At 66.6% G+C, this 21,601-nt stretch carries 21 protein-coding genes, 2 tRNA genes and 1 riboswitch; of the genes, 9 read left to right on the plus strand and 14 right to left on the minus strand.

Annotation, left to right across the window (positions count from 1 at the left end; genetic code table 11):
• Positions 1 to 19: 19 nt before the first annotated feature.
• Positions 20 to 120, plus strand: a riboswitch (TPP riboswitch).
• Positions 121 to 158: 38 nt separating this feature from the next.
• From thiB to BU124_RS02240, 3 genes are read left to right on the plus strand one after another with little or no spacing between them, the layout of a single operon-like run.
• Complete coding sequence (thiB, locus tag BU124_RS02230) at positions 159 to 1,136, plus strand: thiamine ABC transporter substrate binding subunit (protein ID WP_084860821.1); 978 nt, start codon at positions 159 to 161, stop codon at positions 1,134 to 1,136.
• Positions 1,112 to 2,614 (plus strand): ABC transporter permease family protein, encoded by a 1,503-nt coding sequence (locus BU124_RS02235; RefSeq protein WP_084860822.1) that lies wholly within the window; start codon positions 1,112 to 1,114, stop codon positions 2,612 to 2,614. Before thiB ends, BU124_RS02235 begins: the two co-directional genes overlap by 25 nt.
• A complete protein-coding gene (locus BU124_RS02240; protein WP_245831586.1) occupies positions 2,598 to 3,293 on the plus strand; it encodes a thiamine ABC transporter ATP-binding protein in 696 nt (231 codons plus the stop codon). The genes BU124_RS02235 and BU124_RS02240 overlap by 17 nt, the downstream gene beginning before the upstream one ends.
• Before the next feature lie 50 nt (positions 3,294 to 3,343).
• On the opposite strand, the gene BU124_RS02245 is transcribed toward BU124_RS02240, so the two are convergent.
• The 5 genes from BU124_RS02245 to BU124_RS02265 form a co-directional block, all read right to left on the minus strand.
• Positions 3,344 to 4,165 (minus strand): cytochrome c1, encoded by an 822-nt coding sequence (locus BU124_RS02245; protein WP_084860823.1) that lies wholly within the window; start codon positions 4,163 to 4,165, stop codon positions 3,344 to 3,346.
• A gap of 17 nt (positions 4,166 to 4,182) precedes the next feature.
• A complete protein-coding gene (locus BU124_RS02250) occupies positions 4,183 to 5,526 on the minus strand; it encodes a cytochrome b (protein WP_084860824.1) in 1,344 nt (447 codons plus the stop codon).
• Positions 5,527 to 5,538: 12 nt separating this feature from the next.
• Positions 5,539 to 6,105, minus strand: coding sequence for a ubiquinol-cytochrome c reductase iron-sulfur subunit (petA, locus tag BU124_RS02255; RefSeq protein WP_084860825.1), 567 nt, complete (start codon positions 6,103 to 6,105; stop codon positions 5,539 to 5,541).
• Positions 6,106 to 6,320: 215 nt separating this feature from the next.
• Positions 6,321 to 6,920: a glutathione S-transferase gene (locus BU124_RS02260; protein ID WP_084860826.1), complete on the minus strand. Its 600-nt coding sequence runs from the start codon at positions 6,918 to 6,920 to the stop codon at positions 6,321 to 6,323.
• Positions 6,921 to 7,084: 164 nt separating this feature from the next.
• Positions 7,085 to 7,693, minus strand: a complete 609-nt coding sequence (locus BU124_RS02265; protein ID WP_179141844.1) for a TetR/AcrR family transcriptional regulator — start codon at positions 7,691 to 7,693, stop codon at positions 7,085 to 7,087.
• A 103-nt stretch (positions 7,694 to 7,796) separates the two neighbouring features.
• On the opposite strand from BU124_RS02265, the gene BU124_RS02270 reads away from it, so the two are divergent.
• Positions 7,797 to 8,582 carry an SDR family NAD(P)-dependent oxidoreductase gene (locus BU124_RS02270; RefSeq protein WP_084860827.1) on the plus strand — a complete coding sequence of 262 codons (786 nt, stop codon included), beginning with the start codon at positions 7,797 to 7,799 and terminating at the stop codon, positions 8,580 to 8,582.
• Between the two features lie 271 nt (positions 8,583 to 8,853).
• Here BU124_RS02270 and mtaB read toward each other — a convergent pair whose 3' ends face one another.
• A complete protein-coding gene (gene mtaB / locus BU124_RS02275; RefSeq protein ID WP_084860828.1) occupies positions 8,854 to 10,113 on the minus strand; it encodes a tRNA (N(6)-L-threonylcarbamoyladenosine(37)-C(2))-methylthiotransferase MtaB in 1,260 nt (419 codons plus the stop codon).
• Complete coding sequence (gene dapF / locus BU124_RS02280) at positions 10,106 to 10,921, minus strand: diaminopimelate epimerase (protein WP_084860829.1); 816 nt, start codon at positions 10,919 to 10,921, stop codon at positions 10,106 to 10,108. The genes mtaB and dapF overlap by 8 nt, the downstream gene beginning before the upstream one ends.
• 97 nt (positions 10,922 to 11,018) lie before the next feature.
• On the opposite strand from dapF, the gene BU124_RS02285 reads away from it, so the two are divergent.
• Positions 11,019 to 11,094: transfer RNA gene (locus BU124_RS02285), tRNA-Lys, on the plus strand.
• A 545-nt stretch (positions 11,095 to 11,639) separates the two neighbouring features.
• Here the strand turns inward: BU124_RS02285 and BU124_RS02290 are convergent.
• Positions 11,640 to 12,923, minus strand: a complete 1,284-nt coding sequence (locus BU124_RS02290; RefSeq protein WP_084860830.1) for a type VI secretion system protein TssA — start codon at positions 12,921 to 12,923, stop codon at positions 11,640 to 11,642.
• A gap of 254 nt (positions 12,924 to 13,177) precedes the next feature.
• Between BU124_RS02290 and BU124_RS02295 the strand changes: the two genes are divergently transcribed.
• Entirely contained in the window at positions 13,178 to 14,902 is a 1,725-nt protein-coding gene (locus tag BU124_RS02295) for a caspase family protein (protein ID WP_179141845.1), read from the plus strand.
• A gap of 340 nt (positions 14,903 to 15,242) precedes the next feature.
• Complete coding sequence (locus tag BU124_RS02300; protein ID WP_179141846.1) at positions 15,243 to 15,623, plus strand: integrase core domain-containing protein; 381 nt, start codon at positions 15,243 to 15,245, stop codon at positions 15,621 to 15,623.
• Positions 15,624 to 15,658: 35 nt separating this feature from the next.
• Here BU124_RS02300 and BU124_RS14715 read toward each other — a convergent pair whose 3' ends face one another.
• From BU124_RS14715 to BU124_RS02320, 5 genes are all read right to left on the minus strand, one after another.
• The gene (locus BU124_RS14715; RefSeq protein ID WP_179141847.1) at positions 15,659 to 15,820 is read right to left on the minus strand and encodes a hypothetical protein; all 162 of its coding nucleotides are present in this window, start codon (positions 15,818 to 15,820) and stop codon (positions 15,659 to 15,661) included.
• Between the two features lie 88 nt (positions 15,821 to 15,908).
• Positions 15,909 to 16,589 (minus strand): ribulose-phosphate 3-epimerase, encoded by a 681-nt coding sequence (rpe, locus tag BU124_RS02305; protein ID WP_084860833.1) that lies wholly within the window; start codon positions 16,587 to 16,589, stop codon positions 15,909 to 15,911.
• A gap of 69 nt (positions 16,590 to 16,658) precedes the next feature.
• Positions 16,659 to 17,015, minus strand: coding sequence for a DUF5368 domain-containing protein (locus tag BU124_RS02310; RefSeq protein WP_084860834.1), 357 nt, complete (start codon positions 17,013 to 17,015; stop codon positions 16,659 to 16,661).
• A gap of 12 nt (positions 17,016 to 17,027) precedes the next feature.
• Entirely contained in the window at positions 17,028 to 18,362 is a 1,335-nt protein-coding gene (locus BU124_RS02315; protein WP_084860835.1) for an NAD(P)/FAD-dependent oxidoreductase, read from the minus strand.
• Positions 18,363 to 18,599: 237 nt separating this feature from the next.
• The gene (locus BU124_RS02320) at positions 18,600 to 19,625 is read right to left on the minus strand and encodes a LacI family DNA-binding transcriptional regulator (protein WP_084860836.1); all 1,026 of its coding nucleotides are present in this window, start codon (positions 19,623 to 19,625) and stop codon (positions 18,600 to 18,602) included.
• Positions 19,626 to 19,727: 102 nt separating this feature from the next.
• On the opposite strand from BU124_RS02320, the gene BU124_RS02325 reads away from it, so the two are divergent.
• Positions 19,728 to 19,804, plus strand: a tRNA-Arg gene (locus BU124_RS02325).
• Positions 19,805 to 19,807: 3 nt separating this feature from the next.
• Here the strand turns inward: BU124_RS02325 and aroQ are convergent.
• The gene (gene aroQ, locus BU124_RS02330; RefSeq protein WP_084860837.1) at positions 19,808 to 20,245 is read right to left on the minus strand and encodes a type II 3-dehydroquinate dehydratase; all 438 of its coding nucleotides are present in this window, start codon (positions 20,243 to 20,245) and stop codon (positions 19,808 to 19,810) included.
• A gap of 135 nt (positions 20,246 to 20,380) precedes the next feature.
• Between aroQ and BU124_RS02335 the strand changes: the two genes are divergently transcribed.
• Positions 20,381 to 21,598 carry an NAD(P)/FAD-dependent oxidoreductase gene (locus BU124_RS02335; RefSeq protein WP_084860945.1) on the plus strand — a complete coding sequence of 406 codons (1,218 nt, stop codon included), beginning with the start codon at positions 20,381 to 20,383 and terminating at the stop codon, positions 21,596 to 21,598.
• Positions 21,599 to 21,601 lie beyond the last annotated feature (3 nt).

Below are 21,601 nucleotides of genomic sequence, written 5' to 3' on the forward strand. Positions count from 1 at the left end.
GGCGGCAGGGCCTAGGTTACAATCTACCTCGGGGTGCCCGTGATGGGCTGAGACGCGCGATGCGAACCCGTTGAACCTGAACCGGTTAAGACCGGCGGAGGGAAGGTGTTGAGCGATCCTCAATCCCCGACGTCCGTCCGGCGATATGGAGGATACGCATGAAGACCCCCCTTTCCGTCATCGCAGGACTTCTGGCCACGCCCGTCGTGGCCCAGGACAACGTGCTGACAGTCTATACCTACGACAGCTTCGTCACCGAATGGGGCCCGGGTCCCGTAATCGAGGAGGCTTTTGAAGAGACTTGCGACTGCGACCTGCAATTCGAGGCGGCGGGCGACGGGGCCGCGCTGTTGTCGCGGCTGCAACTGGAAGGCCCGCGCACCGAGGCCGACATCGTGCTGGGCCTCGACACCAACCTGACGGCCGCGGCGCGCGAGACGAGCCTGTTCGCCGAACACGGGATCACCCCCGATCTGGACCTGCCCGTGGACTGGACCGACGATCACTTCCTTCCCTTCGACTGGGGCTATTTCGCCTTCGTCGGCAACGCCAAGGACCCGGCGCCGGATTCGCTTCGCGCGCTGGCCGACAGCGACATCTCGATCGTGATCCAGGACCCGCGCTCTTCGACGCCGGGGCTGGGCCTCCTGATGTGGGTCAAGACCGCCTATGGCGATGCGGCCGGCGCACTGTGGGAGGACCTGTCCGACAACATCGTGACGGTCACGCCCGGCTGGTCCGAGGCCTATGGCCTGTTCCTCGAGGGCGAGGCCGACGCGGTTCTGTCCTACACGACCTCGCCTGCCTATCACCTGATCGCGGAAGAGGACGACAGCAAGGTGGCCTGGGCCTTTGACGAAGGCCATTACATGCAGGTCGAGGTCGCCGGAAAGGTTGCCGGCACCGACGTGCCCGACCTTGCCGATCAGTTCATGGCCTTCATGCTGACCGAGGATTTCCAGTCGGCCATCCCGACGACCAACTGGATGTACCCGGCCGTGGTGCCCGCGGGGGGCCTGCCGGACGGCTTCGAGACGCTGATCGAGCCGGACAAGGCGCTGTTGCTGTCCCCACAGGAGGCCGCGGCCAAGCGTGACGCGGCGCTCGAGGAATGGCGCGCAGCGCTGGCCCGGTAGCGGCGCTTGTCGTTCTGGCCCTGATCGCGATCCCCGTCGGGGCCGTGATCCGGACGGCCGGGGGGATCGCCGGGTTGGGTGCCGCCGATTGGGCGGCGCTCCGCTTTACCGTGTGGCAGGCGCTGGTCTCGGCGGCGCTGAGCGTGGGGCTGGCTATTCCCGTCGCGCGCGCGCTGGCGCGGCGGCGCTTTCGCGGGCGCAGCGCGCTGATCACCCTGCTGGGCGCGCCCTTCGTTCTGCCGGTGATCGTTGCGGTCATGGGGCTGCTGGCCATCTTCGGCCGTGCGGGGCTGGTCAATACCGTGCTGGGCGGGCTGGGTCTGCCGCCCGTCTCGATCTACGGGGCTCATGGCGTGATCCTTGCCCATGTCTTTTTCAACCTGCCGCTTGCGGTGCGCATGCTGCTGCACGGCTGGCTGGCCATCCCGGCGGAACGCTTCCGCGTGGCGGCGCAACTGGGCCAGCCGGTGGGGCGGCTGCTGGAATGGCCGATGCTGCGGCGCGCGGTGCCGGGGGCCTTCGCGGTGATCTTTCTTGTCTGCACCACCAGTTTCGCCGTCGCCCTGATCCTGGGCGGGGGACCGCAGGCGACGACGCTGGAGCTGGCGATCTACCAGGCCGTGCGCTTCGAGTTCGACCTGCGCGGCGCGGCCTCCCTCGCGCTGGTGCAGCTTGGCGTTTGTGCGGTCGCGCTGGGCGCGCTCTTGCTGGTGGATGTGCCCGACGCGCTGGGGGCGGGGCTGGACCGCACGGTCGCGCGCTGGGACGGCGCGGTCAGCCGGGATGCGGCGATGCTGGCGGCGGCGGCGCTGTTCCTGGCCCTGCCCATGGGCGCGATCCTGCTGTCCGGGGTGCCGGGGCTGGCGCAGATGCCCGGCTCGGTCTTGCTGGCAGCCTTGCGGTCGCTTGCGGTCGCGCTGCTGTCGACGGGGCTTTGCATGGCGCTGGCCCTGGCCATCGTCACCCATGGCCGGGGCTGGTCGCGGGCGGTGGCGGTGGTGCCGCTGTCGGTGACGGCGCTGGTGCTTGGCACGGGGCTGTTCATCGTTGTCTTCCCCTTTGTCCGGCCTGCCAGCGTGGCGCTGCCGGTCACGGCGCTGATGAACGCGCTGTTCGCGCTGCCCTTCGCGGTGCGCATCCTGGCCGCGGCGCGCGACGACGCCGAGGCGCAGTTCGGCCGGCTGGCCGACGGGCTGGCCCTGCGCGGCTGGGCGCGCATGCGGGTTCTGATCCTGCCGCGCATCCGCCGGCCCCTCGGGTTCGCCGCCGGGCTGGCGGCGGCGTTGTCGATGGGCGACCTGGGGGTCATCACGCTCTTTGCCTCGGGCGGGCAGGAGACGCTGCCGCTGGCGATGTTCCGCCTGATGGGCGCCTACCAGACCGAGGCGGCGTCGGGGGCGGCGCTGCTGCTGGTCACGCTGAGCCTGGGGCTGTTCTGGCTCTTTGATCGCGGAGGCCGCATTGGCGCTGAAACTTGAGAGCATCTCGATTGCGCTGGGCGGCTTCGACCTTGCGGCGGACCTGTCTGTCGAAACCGGCCGTTTCGTGGCGCTACTGGGGCCCTCGGGGTCGGGCAAGACAACGGCCCTGAACGCCATTGCCGGCTTCGTGCCGCTGAGCGCCGGCACACTGCGCTGGGCGGGGGCGCGGATCGACGATCTGCCCCCGGCCGAGCGGCCGGTCGCGATGCTGTTTCAGGACAACAACCTTTTCCCGCACCTGGACGTGGCGCGCAACCTGGCGCTGGCCCTGACGACCCGGGCGCGGGCCTCGGCCGAGGAGACCCGCCGCGTCGAGGATGCTTTGGCCCGCGTCGGCCTGGGCGGCATGGGACGTCGGATGCCCGGCACCCTGTCGGGGGGCCAGCAAAGCCGGGCGGCGCTGGCGCGCGTGCTGTTGCAGGACAAACCCGTGGTGCTGCTGGACGAACCGTTTGCCGCCCTCGGGCCGGGGCAGCGGCGCGACATGATGGCGCTGTGCCGGGACGTCCTCGGCGGGGCCGGGCGCACGGTGCTGTTTGTCAGCCACGATCCCGAGGATGCCGCGCAGGCGGATGCGATCTGCGTCGTCACGGAAGGGCAGGTGTCCCGGCCGCGCCCCGTGGCCGAGGTGCTGGACGATCCCTCCGGCCCGCTCCGCGCCTATCTGGGCAAATGAAAAGGCCCGCCGGGGATGGCGGGCCTTCCTCATCCGGTACTGCGCTACCCTCAGGTCTCGCGAGTGCCCTTCTTGTGGGGCGCCCAGATGCGCTTGTTCGTCATATAGAGCAGCACCGCCAGCACCGTCAGGAAGATGACGCCGGTCAGGCCGGCCTGCTTGCGGGCCATCATCTTGGGCTCGGCGGTCCACATCAGGAAGGCGGCGACGTCCTTCGCCTGCTGCTCGACCGTGGCTTCGGTGCCGTCCTCGTACACAACACCGTCGGGATAAAGCGGCGGGGCCATGTTGATGTAGCCGCCGGGATAGGCCTTGTTCTCGTAAAGGACCGTGCCGGCCTCGTCCTTGGTTTCCCCGGTGTAGCTGGTCAGCAGCGAGGCGATGTATTCCGGCCCGCCCATGCCGTTGATCAGCTGCGAGATGCCGGTGCCATAGGGGCCGCTGAACCCGGCGCGGGCCTTGGCCATGAGCGACAGGTCCGGCGCGCCCTGGGTGTTGTTGGCCGGGAAGTGGTCGGCCGGGGTCAGGGTCTTCTGGTCGCCGGTTTCGGGGTCGATCAGATCCTGGTTCTCAGGCGCCTGGAAGTCGCTCATGAAGAACTGTTCCGCGTAAGCCCGGACTTGGTCCTCGGGCAGGTCCGGCCCGCCCTCGTCGCTGAGGTTGCGGAAGTTGACGTATTTCATCCCGTGACAGGCCGAGCAGACCTCGGTGTAGACCTGAAGGCCGCGCTGCAGCTGGAACTGGTCGAAAGAGCCGAAGGGCCCCTCGAAGGAGAAGGCGTAATCGGTAACCTGCGCCTCGCCACCCGCGGCGCTGGCACCAGTGGCCAGCCCGAGGGCGACAGCGGCAGAGAGGGTGAGTGTGCGGATCATTGTCGTGCGGTCCTTTCTCACTCGGCCGGCGAGGCGACGGGGCGGCCCGGCGTGTCCTCTGCCGCGTGATGGGCGTTGAAGTCTTCCTCGATGGTTTGCGGCGGGGTTTCCGGCTTCTCAATCACGCCAAGCAGGGGCAGGATGACCAGGAAGTAGGCGAACCAGTAGGCTGACCCGATCAGGGCGATGATCGGGTAGATACCCTCGGCCGGCATGGCACCGGCCCACATCAGGACGATGAAGTCCACGACCAGCAGGGCGAACCACCACTTGAACATCGGGCGGTACCGGCCCGACCGCACCGACGAGGTGTCCAGCCAGGGCGCCAGCGCCATCACGACGATTGCGCCGAACATGGCCAGCACACCGAAGAACTTGGCGTCGATGATCCCGAAGGAGATCCACTCGGCGAACATCACCACCCAGACATCCGCGGTGAACGAGCGCAGGATCGCGTAGAACGGCAGGAAGTACCACTCCGGCACGATGTGCGAGGGCGTCACCAGCGGGTTGGCCTCGACGTAGTTGTCGGGGTGGCCCAGATAGTTGGGCATGAAGCCGACGACGGCAACGAAGACGGCCAGGATGATCGCCAGCGCGAACAGGTCCTTGATCACGAAGTAGGGCCAGAACGGCAGGGTGTCCTTCTCGGCTTCGGCCTTGGAGGTGCGGCGCACCTCGACCCCGGTGGGGTTGTTGTTGCCGGTCGAGTGGAAGGCCCAGATGTGAACGATCACCAGCCCGGCCATGATGAAGGGCAACAGGTAGTGCAACGAGAAGAACCGGTTCAGCGCGGGCTGACCCACCGACGAGGCGCCGAGCAGCCAGGTCTGGATCGCCTCGCCGACGAAGGGGATGGCGCCGAACAGGCCAGTGATGACGGCGGTGCCGTGAAACGACATCTGCCCCCAGGGTAGCACGTAACCCATGAAAGCAGTGCCCATCATCAGCAGGTAGATCAGCATGCCGATGATCCAGGTGACCTCGCGCGGGGCCTTGTAGGAGCCGTAGTAGAGACTGCGGAAGATGTGCAGGTAGACCGCCACGAAGAACAGCGACGCGCCGTTCATGTGGAAATACCGGATCATCTGTCCGCCGTTCACGTCGCGCATGATGTGCTCGACGCTGGCAAAGGCCATGTCCACATGCGGGGTGTAGTGCATCACCAGCACCACGCCGGTGGCGATCTGAAGCACCAGGCAGAACGTCAGGACAATCCCCCAGATCCACATCCAGTTCAGGTTCTTGGGTGTGGGAATCTTGAGGGTATCGTGGATCAGTCCGATGACGGGCAAGCGGCTTTCTAGCCACTTTGCGCCGCCGGACTTCGGCTCGTAGTGATCGTGGGGGATTCCGGACATCTTCGGCTCTCCTTAACCCAGCTGAATGGTGACGTCGTCGACGAAGGATGCGACGGGGATCGGAAGGTTTTCCGGGGCCGGTCCTTTCCGGATGCGGCCCGATGCGTCGTAGTGCGACCCGTGGCAGGGGCAGAACCAGCCCTCGAAATCACCGGCATTGTTGCCCAGTGGCACGCAACCAAGGTGGGTGCAGACGCCCATCTGGACCAGCCATTCGCCAGCCTCGTCGAGGGTGCGATTTTCGTCCAGTGCGGCGACTTCGGTCGAGAGGTTCTCGTTGCGGGCCATCGGGTCGGGCAGGCTCTCGACGTCGTCAATGCTGCGCGCGCGGGCGATTTCCTCTTCGGTGCGACGGCGCACGATGACCGGCTTGCCCTGCCACAGCACGGTCATCTGGCTGCCCGCGGTGACGGTGCTGACGTCGACCCGGATCGAGGCCAGCGCAAGCACGTCCGCCGAGGGGTTCATCTGGTTGACCAGCGGCCAGACGGCGGCGCCGGTCACGACGGCGCCGGCCCCGGCGGTCGCGTAATAGATGAAGTCGCGGCGGGTTCCTTCGTGGTCTTCTGCGTTTGACACGGTGTTCTACTCCGATTTCCTTCACGCCCGGCCGGGGGACTGGGCCATTCGCATCGTCTTGGGCCGCCTGAGATGGCGATATTCTCGCAGCTTTTAGCGCCCCATGCGGGTGCAGTCCAGTTTCCAATCGGTCGCAGGGAACAGATGCGGCGTGTGGCACCCCTGTCCAGAGGGCCAAATTGTCGCGATGACGGGGTCCGGTGCGCTGCGCGGGCTCACTCCGCAGTAGTGGCACGCATCGTCGCCCGGGCCGAGAATCGCCCGGCCCAGTCGGCCAGGGCAGGGCGCTGCGCACGCCAGTCGCGGTCCGGCTGGCGCAAGTCGAGGTAGGCCAGCGCGCAGCCGGTGGCGATCTGGCCGATGGTCACGGGGCCGGACAGGTGGCTCATCCAGCGCGCCTCGAGCGCGTCGAGCGCACGGTCGATCTTGGCCCATTGCGCCTCGATCCAGTCCGGCCAGGCGGCGTCGCCGCGCAGGCGGGCCTCGTAGGTCATGGCCACGGCGCTGTCGAGGATGCCTTCGGCCGTCGCCTCCAGTGTCAGGACCTCCCACAGGCGGGCCTCGGGGTAGAAGGTGGTCTCGGCCAGGCTGTCGATGTAGCGGCAGATTACGCGGCTGTCGTATAGCGCCGGTCCCTCGGCCCGGATCAGCGCCGGAATGCGCCCCAGCGGATTGGCGGCCAGGGCCTGAGGCGCGCTGTCCAGAGGGCTTGTCGTCACCGCCTGCTCGGAAATGGCCTCCTCGAGGCCCGCCTCACGGATCAACACGCGCACCTTGCGCGCATAGGGAGAGGCGGAGGCGCAGATGAGTTTCATGGGAGCGGTCCTTGCGGGATTCGTCGGTGTGTCAGTGTAGTGCAGGTTGGCGTGTTGGGCCATGGTCTGGATGGGGAGGTTCAATTGCCAGCAATCGCCGGCCCTTGAAGCCAGCCGCAGAGCGTCATCTTGTTCCTGTCCCGAGGCTGTGCGGCGAAGTGCCTTCAGCCGTTCGGCAGATCCTCAGGTTCGGCTTCAATGACTGCGCGTATCGCCGCGGCCAGCATTGGACGCAAATGCTGATCGTGAACGGGTTCCAGGGCGTGGTTTCCAATAAGATGACGCCCGACATCAAAACCGGCCATCAAGCTCAGGATCAGCGCAGCTGTCCGTTCCGCCTGCGGACCGCCGCCCAGGTAGTCCGCCAAGACACGGGTCATCCGGTCGCTGAGTTCCTCGCGCGCAATCAGGGTCGCTTCCGGCGAGGTGGAAGAGCGCAACGCCGCGTACATGGGATCGGCAGCAGCAAGGTTCTTTTCCTTGGACAGCAGGTGATCGGCGAGGGCTTCCGCAAAGTGTTCGCGGGGAAGCGCCAGCATGGGATCGAAATCCACACAGCCCTTGAGCGCCGTGCGAAACAGGTGCGTCTTTGATCCGAAATAGCGACTGACGAGCGCCACATTGCACCCGGCCTGTGCTGCGATCTCGCGCGTGCCAACGCCATCGTAGCCATGGGCGCTGAACAGACGCTGCGCCGCTGAAAGGATCGCCTCCTTCGTTGCTTCGGCATTCCGGCGTTTCGGGGTGTCGGGTTGAGTTTGATCTTCCTGCATGGCGTCACCCATTTTTGTAAGCACTTGTTGACTCAGGCAGCGGCTATATGTAAGCGATCGTATACATGGGTAAACAAGCGCCGACAAACTGCAAGGAAAAACGATGAAGACCAATACAGCACTTATCACCGGAGCCTCCGCCGGGATTGGCAAGGAACTCGCCCGACTGCACGCAAAAGCCGGTGGGGATGTCATCCTTGTCGCCCGACGCCAGACCGCGCTGGACGAACTTAAGTCAGAACTCGAACAGGCCCATGGCATCACGGCGCATGTTTTTTCGGCCGACCTCGGCAGCGTGGAGGGAACCAAGCGCCTTCATGCGGATATCAAGGCAGCCGGCCTGACGGTGGATATCCTGATCAATAATGCGGGCTTCAGCCAACACGGCGCGTTCGCCGACATTGATCTGGACACCGCGCTTGGCATCGTGGAGGTGAATCTCAAGTCGCTCATGACGCTTACGCATCTGGTCCTGCCCGAAATGATCGCGCGTGGGAGCGGCCGCATTCTCAATGTCGGGTCGACGGCGGGCATGATCCCGGGCCCTCTCCAAGCGACCTACCATGCGAGCAAAGCCTTCGTGAATTCATTCAGTCTCGCCTTGGCGAACGAGCTTGAAGAAAAGGGCATTACAGTGACGAACCTGGCACCGGGGGCCGTGGCAACCGAGTTCTTCGAGCGTGGCGACATGACAGATATGAACGGTGTGCAACAGGGCGTCGCAACGGCACCGGACGTGGCCCGCATCGGCTATGACGCGATGACGCGAGGAGACTTGCTTGTCATCAACGACCGCAAGCTGCGTTTTACCATGAACTGGCTCGTGCCGTTCTTGCCGCGTCGCCGCGTATTGAACCTGGCGCGCGCTTTCGGGGAGAAGGCCGCGTAACGCGCGAGCGTCAATAGGCTACGCAATACGCCAAACTCATGCTGGCCCGGCGCTCTTGCACTGGGGGACAACAGTAAAAGCGGACCTTGGCGCGAGCTGCGACGAGGTCCGCTTCGCCCCGCCGGTAGGCCCTGGGGAATCGCGCAGCGAAAGCCCCTTTCCACTCTACACCTCCTCGTGGGGCGGCTCGCGCATCAGCGCAGCCAGCTGGCGCGCGTCGGGGCGCAGGGCGGCGGCGTTCAGCGCGTCGGCGGCCCGGGCCCTGCGGCGGTCAGGCGACCAGCCGCTCTCCGGCCGTGCCTGTGATCCGGGCGGTCACGATTTCGCCCTCGGGCTGGTCCGCGTCAAAGGCGACCTCGGCGAATTGCGCGGTCCGGCCCATCCGGCTGTTTTCCAGCAACACCGAATGGGTCCGACCGACCTGCTCGGCCAGATGTGCCTGCACGCGGTCCGCCCCGGCCGCGCGCAGCCGCGCCGCGCGCTCGCGGATCACCGGGCCGGGCACCTGGTCGGGGATGCGCGCCGCCGGGGTGCCCGCCCGTTTGGAATAGGGAAAGACGTGCAGCCAGGTCAGGCCGCAGTCCGCGACCAGCTTAAGCGAACTTTCGAACTGCGCCTCGGACTCGGTGGGGAAGCCGGCGATGATGTCGGCACCGAAAGTCATGTCCGGGCGCAGGCGGCGCGCCTCGTCGCAAAAGGCGACGGCGTCGTCGCGCAAGTGGCGGCGCTTCATCCGTTTCAGGATCAGGTCGTCGCCGTGCTGCAACGACAGGTGCAGATGCGGCATCAGGCGCGGCTCGTCCGCGATGGCCTGCATCAGCGCCGGGTCCGCCTCGATCGAGTCGATGGAGGAGATGCGCAGGCGCGGCAGGTCGGGCACAAGTTTAAGGATTCGCATGACTAGATCGCCCAGGCGCGGGTGCGCGGGCAGGTCCGCGCCCCAGCTTGTCAGGTCCACTCCGGTCAGCACGACCTCGTTGAAGCCCTTGCCCACCAGCCGCTTGATCTGGTCCACTACGACCCCCGCCGGGACCGACCGCGAGTTGCCCCGGCCATAGGGGATGATGCAGAAGGTGCAACGGTGGTCGCAGCCGTTCTGCACCTGCACATAGGCGCGGCTGCGGGTGCCGAACCCGTCGATCAGGTGGCCGGCCGTCTCGCGCACCGACATGATGTCGTCGACCTGCACTGTTTCGGTCCGGCCGATCAGGTCAGGGGCCAGCCCGGCCCAGGTCTCGGGTTGCATCTTCTCGGTGTTGCCGATGACGCGGGTCACCTCGGGCATGGCGGCGAAGGTCTCGGGCTCGGTCTGGGCGGCGCAGCCGGTGACGATCAGCGGCGCCGCGGGATTGCTGCGGCGCAGGCGGCGGATTTCCTTTTTCGCCTTGCGCACGGCCTCGGCGGTGACGGCGCAGGTGTTCACCACCATGGCCTCGCCCAGCCCGGCCTGCCGGGCCAGGTCCGTCATCGCCTCGGTCTCGTAGGCGTTGAGGCGGCAGCCCAGCGTGGTGAATTGCGGGGCCTCAGCCATGCCAGACCCCGTCGAAGACATGCGCCGTCGGCCCGGTCATCCAGATGCCGTCCGCGGCGATGCGCACATGGATCGTCCCACCGTCAAGCTCGAGGCGCACGTCCGGGCCCGTCAGCCCGCGCCGGTGCGCGGCATGGGCCGTGGCGCAGGACGACGAGCCGGAGGCAAGGGTGATCCCTGTGCCGCGTTCCCAGACCCGCATGCGCAGGTGATCCGGCCCGATCACATGGACGAACTGCACGTTGGTGCGCTCAGGAAACAGCGGATGATGCTCGATCTCGGGGCCGCGCGCGGCCAGGTCCACGGCCTCGGCATCCGCCACGAAGAAGGTGCAATGCGGGTTGCCCATGCCGGTGGCGGTCGGGGTTCCGTCGAGGGGCAATTCCAACGTGTCCATCTCGCGGGCCAGCGGCACCGCGTCCCAGCGGGTCAGGGCCGCCCCCATGTTGACCGAAGTGAGGCCATCGCCCGCGTCGCGCGCGGCCAGCTGCCCCCGGGCGGTGGCCAGGGTCAGTGCCAACATGTCGCTTTCGTCCATGAGGTGCCGCGCGATGCAGCGGGTCGCATTGCCACAAGCCGCCGAGCGCGAGCCATCGGCGTTGTAGAAGGTAAGATGGGCGTCCGCCTCGTCCGCTGTCGCGATCACGGCAAGCTGGTCAAAGCCGATGCCCCTGTGCCGGTCGGCCATGGCCCGGATCGTTGCCTCTGACGGCCACGGGGCACCCGCCCGCGCGTCGATGACGGCAAAGTCGTTGCCGAGCCCGTGCATCTTCATGAAGGCCAATGATTTGCGGTCCGTCACGCCCATGCGGGGGCGTATAGTAGAGGCTGCGAGGCGAATCCAGCGATAGTATCGATTCCGGGGTTGACCCCTGCCCATGCCCTTTCTAAAGACGCGGTTCAGTGGGCCGTTAGCTCAGTTGGTAGAGCAACTGACTTTTAATCAGTGGGTCGCAGGTTCGAATCCTGCACGGCTCACCACTGTTTCCAGAAACTTAGCTGCAAGCGTCTACGCTGCAGTAAATTGCTAGGACGCGCGTGGTCGGTTTGGCGTGACGGGCTGACTGGGCGGTTCTGATCCTGGTAATGCTGATCTCCCTCGTGCCAGTTTGCGATAGTCTTCTGCGCCGGCGGGGGCCCGTAACCTGATGTCTCAGCCCGTATCGGCGCTTTCAGGAACCTCCGTATCGAGCTGCGATGATTATATCGCCCGCTCGGATCGATGGGGACACCGGGACCTCAATGAGGGTCGGACCTACAAACGGCTGCGCCGCTGCTGGCCGACGATCACCGGATGCTGGTCACAAACGCTTTCCGCATACCCAGTGTGATGACCAGCTTTTCCCGCGCGAGCCGGCGAAACCTGGCGTCGTGGCACGTCGGTTTCCGCAGCGCTGCCATACACCGTGGCCGAGGTGAGTCCATTGAGAGCGCCAAGCCGTGCTGCAATCGAAGCCAACCGGGCGTCGGCCGCCGGCCACCCGGCATCATCCATGGGAAGCGTTCATTCCGGCGCGGGCAGGAATTCAGCCAGGATGGCTGTAAAGCTCTGGTTGAGAGAGTCGCGCGCGCGTGAGCAGGACCGGGATCGGACTCGAGGGCTCATAACTGGTATAATACGCCTCGAGCGCGCTCATCAGCGCCCCAGCCTCCTTGCGGTCCGACAAGGCGAATTCGGCGGGATCGGCGCTTGCCACCTCGCCTTCGCTGTCCATCTCCGACAGGGCGCGCATCCGGTCCATGCCCAGCAAGAAGCCGCTCTCGCGGCCGAAATCGATGCGCGCTCGCGCCGACATTTCCGGCACCAGGATCTCCATCGCCTCTATCAGCGGACGCCCGACGAGATTGCGGGCCTGGCGCACCAAGATGAGGCTGGGCGAGGACGGCTCGCGGGTGCGGAAATAGGTCTCTAGCGCCTCGAGCGCCGCGCGCGCCTGCGCCATGTCCGCGATACGCCCGGGGGCCGCCGCCGGCACTGTATCCGGCTCTGCCGCATCGGCACCGGTGTGCGCGGGCACATCATCGCCTTCGCCCGCTTCCGTAGTTTCATCGTCAGACCCGTCCCCGAGTTTCGGGCGCGCCTCGGCCAGCAGCGTCATCAGCTCGTCGAGCCGTGCGTGCAGATCCTCTAGATTGGGCCGAAAAGGCTGGGCCTCGTTCGTCAGGCAGACCGCCTCGAGCCGACCCACCGCCTGTTTGATGCGCGTCAGCGCGGCATGGTTCGCTGCCACCGCATCGGCATTTTCCGCTGCGCGCAACGCCGCGACCATCGCCTCGGCATCGCCGGGCTCCTCATCGCCTTGCGGTTCTCGCTCGCCACGGCCCAGCAGGATCTTGCGAAGGCTGATATCGAGCAGCCGTCGGTCGCGCACAAGCGGCGTGAATTCCAGCGGCATGATGACCGTGGCACGGCTGGCCAAAAGCTCGAGCGCATTGTTTCGGTCGATGATGTCCTCTGCAATGCGCGGATGTACAGCGTCGGGGAACGCCTCGAGCAAGCCGGCCATCAGGTCCAGACAATCTGCAAGCGCCGCGAGGTCGCGCGCCAACGCACAGAACTGCGCGTAGCTGGCCAATAGCCGCAGGTCGCGCGAACGCGCCAGAAGCCCGGCCACCCGTTCCCACTCGGCCCCGAGGTCGATCCCGCCCGGAGCAAGACGCGGGTTGCCATCGCCCCCGAAAAAGCTCTGCGGCAGCCGTTCCTCGGCGTCGAGCAGGTAGCTTTCGAAGGCGCTGTCACCTTTCTCGTACAGATCGGGGCCGCAGCTGTCCTCTTCGGAGAGCGGTGCGAGACATTCTTCCAGGTTCATCGGACGAGCGCCTCGCTCTGCAGGGCGGCTGATCGGGACAGACAGGTGAGCATGATACGGGAATCCAGACGACGTAAAGCTTGCGCCTAGGACGGTAGCAGCCGCCAGACAATCCGGCAAACCCTTGGCCAACAGGCCGCGGCGGGACTCGTCATGGCGGGACAATTCCGATAAGCTGCACTCGGATAAAGATGGACGCGTCGTCAATGGTCGCCCGCCTAGTCAATGGTCGCCGTCGCTGTCGCCCGGGGGCATTGCTGAACGCCCTGATACTCGGCGCGGCACTGGTTGCGCTCGGTGCGGTGGCCCGTGCCGAGGGCACACGGTTGGCCTTGGTTGTGGGAAACGCCGATTACGACGCGCTAACACCGCGACCGCAAGCCGGCCGAAATGCACGAGAAATTGCCGCGCAGCTGGAGCAGCAGCAATTCGAGGTATCATTGCTGCTTAACAGCGATCGCGCCACCTTTTCAGCGGCGTTTGACAGCTTTGCCAACCGCGCTGCCGACGCCGACGTGGTTCTGTTCTACTTCGCCGGTCACGGGCTGCGCGTTGACGGCACCAACCTGATCGCCCCGATTGACCTGCCGCTTGACGACCCTGGCACGGCAGCTGCCAAAGGGCTGGCGCTGGCCCCGCTTCTGGACCGGCTCGCAACTGGCGCGCGACCGGCGGTCGTTGTGCTGGACGCAAATCGCCGCATCGACCTGACGCCGCCATTGGCCGCACGGATGGCATCCGGGCTCGGTGTGCCCGCAACTGTCCGCGACGCAATTCTGGTGATGGCCACGCAACCCGGCGGCCGGATATCGGGCGAGACGGGAACCGATTTCACACTCGAACTTGGCGAGGTGTTCGCCCTCTCCGGTCAGCCGTTGGAGCCGGCGCTTCAGGACCTCGCTGCTCGCATAAGCAGTACGAGCGACGGGCGTCAGACCCCATGGATCAGGTCGAGCCTTTCGGAACCTCTTTTTCTGCATCCGTTTCAGCCCGACGCGGAGGATTTCGCCCGGCTCGCGGCATTGCCCGAGGCGCGGCAGGAATTCCTGCTCGATATCTGGCGCAGTCAGGGCGCGCGGCTCGACCCGGCGACGGTCGCCCGCAATCTCGATCCAACCGCAACCACGGATAGCGCCGGGCAAGCCGCCGATACCGCCTCGATTGACCGGACCGGAAAGACTGCAGACACCGCCGCATCCGACCCACTCGCAGACGCGCCGCCCGCTGACACCGCCGAGACGGCCGCGGCTGAACCGGTTGATCCGGGTGACGGCGTCACTGACGGCACCGACACTCCCTCTCCGGACGAACCCATGGCGACAGCCGATGCTGATCAGGCCGCGGGGGCCACGACAACCGAGACACCGCGATTCACGTTCGAGTATATCGAGGACGACGAGACGGCGTCGGAAACCGCTCCTGAGCAATCCACCCCTGCAGCCCAGCCCGCATCGCGCGGGGTGACTGTCGCCGCCGTCGCGGCGCGGGACGCGCAGATCAGCCCGGCGGTGGCCGACGCTCCGATCGCCCGCATCCAGGCGAGCCGCGAAAGCTTCGTGCCCACCGCGCTTGATCCCTCGCGGACCCTACGCGCGGCGCCCGCGCTCGGCCGCGGCTCTCGGTTAACCGGCAAGGACGTGACCGACCTTTTCTTTGCCCCTGACGATCTGCCGCGCGCGGTCCAGACCGAGCTGGCACGGCTGGGCTGTTACCGGGTCGGGGTTGATGGCATCTGGGGGCCCGGATCGCGCCGCGCGCTGAACGCCTTCATAACGCGCAGCGGGGCCGACGCCGGGGCGCGCTTTCTCGTCATGGCACTGACCAGCCCGCAGCCGCTCAGCACCGCCGCGCTTATCCCCGATAACGCCATCCTGCCAGCGAACCAGACCGGCCAGTTCTGGCAATTCCTAGGCTCCGACATCGGCAGTGTGCAAGGCACGGTCCGCGCCACGATCTCTGCTTTCCCCGCCAGCCCCTGAGTGGCGCGCCGCGCCAGCCGTAGATTGGGACAGCAGCGGTCAACCCGACGCAAGGGGCCGCAAGACCGTTCTGACAAGGGGCGGCGCATTGCGGATCTCTTGAGTTGGCGTCCCAGTAAGGGCGCCACGGGTATCGAACGGTAACTGGCCGACGCAGGTTGGCATATCACGCACAGGCGTGTCGAACGCGTCTGGCGGTGTGCGGGGTGCTGAAGGACCCGCGGAAAAATCCTGGAAAGGTCGTCTGTGGCGCAACGAACACGCGTGCGCCCGACCTCGGCCGGAGCATCCGACCATGTCCGATCGCGGGACGTCGCTCAGGACGGGACCGAGGACGGCCGTGACCGGCCGCACGCCCAACATGATCGACGCAATCATCAAAGGGGCCTGCATTATCCCTGTCGGGCGTAAGCGCAACGCCACTGACATCATGGATACGCCGACCGACCTGTTCATCCTGCGCGGTTCTCCCTCGATCAGCCGAGCGGATAAAGGTCCAATATGCATTGCCCGCAAAGTGCCGGAGCAGGTCGCGGCCGTCGGTGCCAAATTCATCGCGCCGGGACCACCCCGGGAGAATGGTCTCTGCGAGAACTTCGCTGACAGACTCCGAAACGCGGAGCTCAACGGTGTAACCCTCCGTGCGCTCAGAGACGCGCGAATTCCCATCGAACAATGGAACGTCGACTACAGGGTCTTGCCGCGCAGCGCCTTGGGATAGCTTTCGCCCGCGCCAGACAGCAAGGCAACATTGTATCAGAGGTCGATCATGCACCATGGATCAAACCGCAACATGCAAGGGTGGCGCTCCACGTGATCCGAAAAGAAATGAACGCCATGTGTTCTGCTGCCCTCGGTCACGGGATGCGCCGGGGCGCCGATCGGCGCGGTTGCGACCGTGACAACAGCCAGCGACATGGCCACGTTGCCGTCAAACGGTATCGTGAAAACGCGCTCTTCTAAGAGTTGCCTTCAGGGGTAAGCGGGACGAACGTGCCAGGTTGAACTACCCTGTAGCGGCGGCGCGGATGGCGCGGATGTTGTCGCCGTAGGCGGCGGGGGCATCGGCGGAGCCGCCGCGAAACACCGCCGAGCCGGCCACCAGCACGTCGGCCCCGGCCGCGGTGACAAGCGGTGCTGTTGCGGGGTCGATGCCGCCGTCGATCTCGATGTGGACGGGGCGGTCGCCGATCATCGCGCGCAGGGCGCGCACCTTGTCGCTCATGTCGATGAACTTCTGCCCGCCGAAGCCGGGGTTCACCGTCATGACGCAGACCAGATCGGTCAGGTCCAGCAGGTGCGCGACGGCCTCGGCCGGGGTGCCGGGGTTGAGCGCGACGCCCGCCTTAATTCCGGCGGCCCGGATGGCCTGCAGGGTGCGGTGGATATGCGGGCCGGCCTCGACATGGGCGGTCAGGATGTCGGCCCCGGCGGTCGCGTAGGCGTCGATATGCGGATCGACTGGCGCGATCATCAGGTGCACGTCCATCACTGTGGTGACATGGTGCCGAACGGCGGCCACTGCCGGTGGCCCGAAGGTCAGGTTGGGCACGAAGTGGCCGTCCATCACGTCGACATGGACCCAATCGGCGCCCTGCGCCTCGATCGCGCAGATCTCGCGGCCGAAATCGGCGAAGTCGGCCGACAGGATCGAAGGGGCGATCTTGATCGAACGGTCGAAGGTCATGGCGCGCGGGCCTCTCTTTGCGACGGTCGGACGTGTCCTAGCAGCGGCCGCGCGCCAGTGGAAGAGGCCCTAGCGGTCCCGCGCTGGTGGGCGAAGCAGCGATTGCACGGTATAGACCAGGATCGCCAGCCCGACCGCGCCCAGGGCGCCCACACCCAGCAGGACGATCACGTCGATGGGGCCGCCCATGTCGGACAGGCGCGAGTCCGTCATGGCCAGCAGGAACCAGACCGCGGCCACGGCGCCCAGCGGCATGGAAAGCTGCGCCCAGAGGAACTTGCGCCAACTGACCGCGTGGTCGCGCACGAGCACGTAGGCATAGGCCAGTGTCACCAGCCCGGCCAGCGCGACCATGATCCAGAACAGGCCACGCCCGAAGATCTCCTCGAAGACGGCGATGAGGGTGCCGAGGGTAAGCTCTTGCATGTCGATCTCTCCTTACGCGCGGCCGCGCAGCATCGCGTTGTAGGTGGCCTTGAGCGCGACCTCTTTCATCAGCCAGCTGATCCAGAGTTCCTCCAGCGGGGCGATGAAGCCCGGGAACGAGGGCGTCAGGTCGTTGTTGTAGTCGAACTCGATCAGCATGGCGCGCCCGACACGGGTGATCATCGGGCAGGAGGTGTAGCCGTTGTAGCGCTCGGTCGGGTCCCGGCCCGCGATGGCGCTGACGATGCCGTCCTCGACCACGGGCACCTGCCACTTGACGCTGGCGGCGGTCTTGCCCTTGGGCACGCCGGCCACGTCGCCGAGCGCCCAGATGTCGTCGTAGCGCAGGTGGCGCAGGCTGTGCTGGTCGCATGCGACCCAGCCCTGGTCGGTCCACTTGTCGGCCCACGACAGGCCGGACTGGCGGATCACCTCGGGCGCGCGCTGGGGCGGGATCACGTGGATATAATCGTAGTCCATCTCGACCGGCGCGCCATCGGCATCGGCGAAGGTGGCGCGCTTGGCGCCGGGGTCGATGGCCTGCAGGGTGTGCTGCATGGCCGTGTCGATGTTGCGGTCGCCGAAGAGCATCCGAACCTTCTCGGCCACGATGGGCACCCCGAAAAGCGCAGTCTGCGGCGCGGCATAGAGGAATTCCGCCTTGCCGCGATTGCCGCCCCGGCGGGCGATGTCGTCGATCAGGAAGGTATGCTTGAGCGGCGCGCCGGCGCATTTCATCTCGGTAGACGGGCGGGTGAACAGGCCCTGTCCGCCCTCTTCGGCAAAGCGTGCGGCGGCCTGCCACGTGCGGGCGGCGTGATCCGGCCCGGCGTAAAGCGCGCCGATCCCGTTCTCGCCCACCATGTCGAGGTCGAATCCCGCGATGGCGTCGTAGTCCTGTATCAGCCCCGGTGCGACCACGAGGAAATCGTAATTGAGGGTCCGGCCGCCCTCGGTGGCGACGGTCTTGCCCTCGGGGTCGATGGCGGCGGCTTTCTCGGCGATCAGCGTCACGTTGTCGGGCAGCCAGTCCGCGGTGCGCGAGACGACATAGTCGGCGGGCTTGAGGCCCGCGGCCACCAGCGACAGCCCCGGCTGGTAGAGGTGCTGCGGGCGCGGGTCGATCAGGGTGATCTCGGCCCCGTCAAGCCGATCGACGAGGCGGTTGGCCAGCGCCGTGCCCCCGGCCCCGGCGCCGATGATGACGATCCGCGCGCTTGTCCGCACCGGCTGGGCACGCCCGGCCCCGGCGGCGGCGAAGGCGGCCCCGCCGGCGGCCAGTCCAAGGAACGCGCGGCGGCTGGGCGCGGCGGCATGGTGGGCGAGGGGCGATTTATCGTCGGGCACGGCACTCTCCGTTCGCTTCGGGTCTTTCGGAACGCCCCCGCGACACACCCAGGGAACCGGTGGGGCGCCGCAGGGGAGGCGGCTGCGCAGGGCAGTCGCCGCGTTCCCTTCTCCGGCTGCAACCGGAGAAACATGTAAACATGTTATTTATTGCATAAGCCGGGGCGCGATCATTGACGCAGATCAAACGTGTCCCGCTCCTGCAGCTTTTTTTCCGGGCCGGGCCCGGCGCCTGCGCTATCCGCGCCGGAGCGTCTGGCCCGGTGCCAGCTTAGGCTCCAGCTCGATCCGCTGACCGGCCTGTTTGACCGTTCCCGCGTTGCGGTCGGCGATGATCCGTGCCGCGGCCTCGCCGATGTCGGCGCGACAGGCGTCCATGGTCGCCAGCTGCAGCGGCAGACCGTCGAGCAGCTCTACGCCGTTGAACCCGGCCAGCCCGATCCGGCCCGGGATATCGACCCCCGCATCGTGCAGGTAGAGCAAGCCGCCGGCCCCGATCATGTCGTTGGAATAATACAGGAAATCGAGGTCCGACGAGCGCGCCAGCATGGCCTCGGTCATCTCGCGGCCCTTGGACAGCGCCGAGCCGCCGGAATAGAATTCCTGGTCGGCGATCTCGATTCCGTGGCCGGCCAGCGCCCGGGTCAGACCCTCGAAGCGTTTGCGCGCGCGATGGTCCAGCGGCATCTTGGTGCCAAGAAACCCGATCCGGCGATAGCCCGCCTCGAAAATGGCCTCGCCCATCAGGCGCCCGGCGCGGCGATGGGAAATGCCCACATTGGCATCCACCGCCTCGCCGTCGGTATCCATGATCTCGACAACGGGAATACCGGCGCGTTCCAGCATGGCGCGGGCGGGCTCGGTATGTTCCAGCCCGGCGATGATGATCCCCGAGGGCCGCCAGGACAGCATCTCGAAAAGGACCTTTTCCTCTTTCTCCGGGGAATAGTCCGTCACGCCGACCACGGGCTGCAGGTCGGTGCCCTCCAGCGCGGCCGAAACGCCCGACAGGACCTCGGGAAAGACCATGTTCTTGAGGCTGGGAATGATGACGCCCACCAGGTTGACCCGCTGCGAGGCCAACGCACCGGCGATCTTGTTGGGCACATAGCCCAGGGCACGGGCGGCATCCTGCACCCGGTCGCGGGTGGCCCGGCTGACGTCGCCCTTATTGCGCAGCACCCGGCTGACGGTCATCTCGCTGACGCCCGAGGCCTCGGAGACGTCGCGCAGCGTGAGCGGGCGCTTGTTCGATCTGGTCAACTGTCCGGCCTGTGCAATGTCTGGTTCGCCTTGTTACCGCGCTTCGGCGGCCGTGTCCAAGCCCTTGCCCCAGCCCGTCAATCCGGGCATTCAGGGCGCAGCGGCCCCGTGGCTCAACCGGATAGAGCAGCCCCCTCCTAAGGGGCAGGTTGCAGGTTCGAATCCTGCCGGGGTCGCCAGCATCATGCCAGCAGGGTCGCGATATGCCGCAGGGCCAGGTCGTAGCCGTGCACGCCGACCCCCGCCATAACAGCGTCTGCGCGGCGGCTGACGTAAGACTGGTGGCGAAAGCTCTCGCGGCGGTGCACCTGGCTGATGTGCAATTCGATCACCGGCCCTTCGTAGGCATTGAGCGCATCGAGGATCGCGATCGAGGTATGGGTATAGGCGCCCGGGTTTATGATGATCCCGGCGGCCTCGGTGCGGGCCTCCTGGATCCAGTCGATCAGCTGGCCCTCGTGATTGGACTGGCGCAACTCCACGCTCAGCCCAAGGTCCTCGGCCACGCCCGCGCAGCGCGCCGCGACATCCTGAAGCGTCTCGCGTCCGTAGGTCTCGGGCTCGCGCTGGCCAAGCAGGTTCAGGTTGGGGCCGTTGAGGATAAGAACCGGCGTGCTCATCTGGCGTTTCCCTCGGGTTGCGTGCCCCTGCCTAGCAAAGCCCGGCACATTTGAACATGCTGCGCGCGCCGAATGCCCTTTACGGCGACCTTGCGGACACGCCATGCTGAACGGACCCGTCATCGGTGGTTGATCATGCCCCAGTTTCCCAATGACCCGCAACGGGACAGCTACGATGTCGTGATCGTCGGTGGGGCCATGATGGGCTCGGCGCTGGCCTGGAACCTGGCCGTGGCGCCGGATTTCGACGGATCTGTCCTGGTGGTCGAGCGCGACCCAGGCTTTGCGTCGTGTTCCACGGCGCACACGAACTCCTGTATCCGACAGCAGTTCGCAAATGCGCTCAACATCCGCCTGTCGCAACACACGGCCGAGGTGCTGCGCGATTTTCCGGCCTACATGGGTGGTGACGCGCGCGTTCCCCATCAACAGATACACGCCTTCGGCTATCTCTACCTGGCCGGGGATCAGTCCGGTGCCACCCGCCTGCGGCGCGCTCACGCCGCGCAACGTGACTGCGGTGTGCCGGCCCGCCTGATGACGCCCGATGAAATAGCGGCGGCCTATCCCTTCTACGCGTTGGACGACATTGTTCTGGGCAGTCACAATACCCGCGATGAAGGCTACTGGGACGGCGGCGGCGTCTTCGAATGGTTCCGGCGCAAGGCCCGCGAGCAGGGTGTCGAGTATGTCGCGGGCGAGGTCACGGGGCTGGAGGTGAGCCGCGCCGGAACGGCGGTCGAGGCGGTGCGCCTTGCGGGCGGCGGGCGCATTGCCTGCGGAACGGTCGTCAATGCCGCCGGGCCGCGCGCCGCCCGGGTCGCCGCCATGGCGGGGCGCGCGATCCCGGTGGAGCCGCGCAAGCGGTTTTCCTGGGTGTTCAAGGCGGAACGGACCCTGCCCGCGACCTTGCCGCTGACCGTCGACCCCTCGGGCGTGCACGTGAGGCAGGATGGCCCCGACACCTATCTGGCCGGGGGGCATACTGCCGAGGATTTGCCCGCCGACCCCGACGATTTCGCGATGGATTCGGACGTCTGGATGGACGTCGTATGGCCGGCGCTTGCCGCGCGCATCCCGGCCTTCGAGGCGATCCGGGTCATCAACGAATGGGCCGGGCACTATGCCTTCAACGCCTTCGACCACAACGCAATCCTCGGGCCGGACCCGGAGGTGGGCAATTTCTTCTACATGAACGGGTTTTCCGGCCACGGACTGCAACAGGCCCCGGGCATGGGGCGGGGGCTGGCCGAATTGATAGCGTTTGGGGGCTATCGCACGCTCGACCTGCGCCCCTTCCATATCGACCGCATCCTGCGCGGCGAGCGCTTCGACGAAAGCGTGGTAATCTAGCGC

The organism is Salibaculum halophilum (assembly GCF_002094885.1).
In the GTDB taxonomy this organism is placed as follows: domain Bacteria; phylum Pseudomonadota; class Alphaproteobacteria; order Rhodobacterales; family Rhodobacteraceae; genus Salibaculum; species Salibaculum halophilum.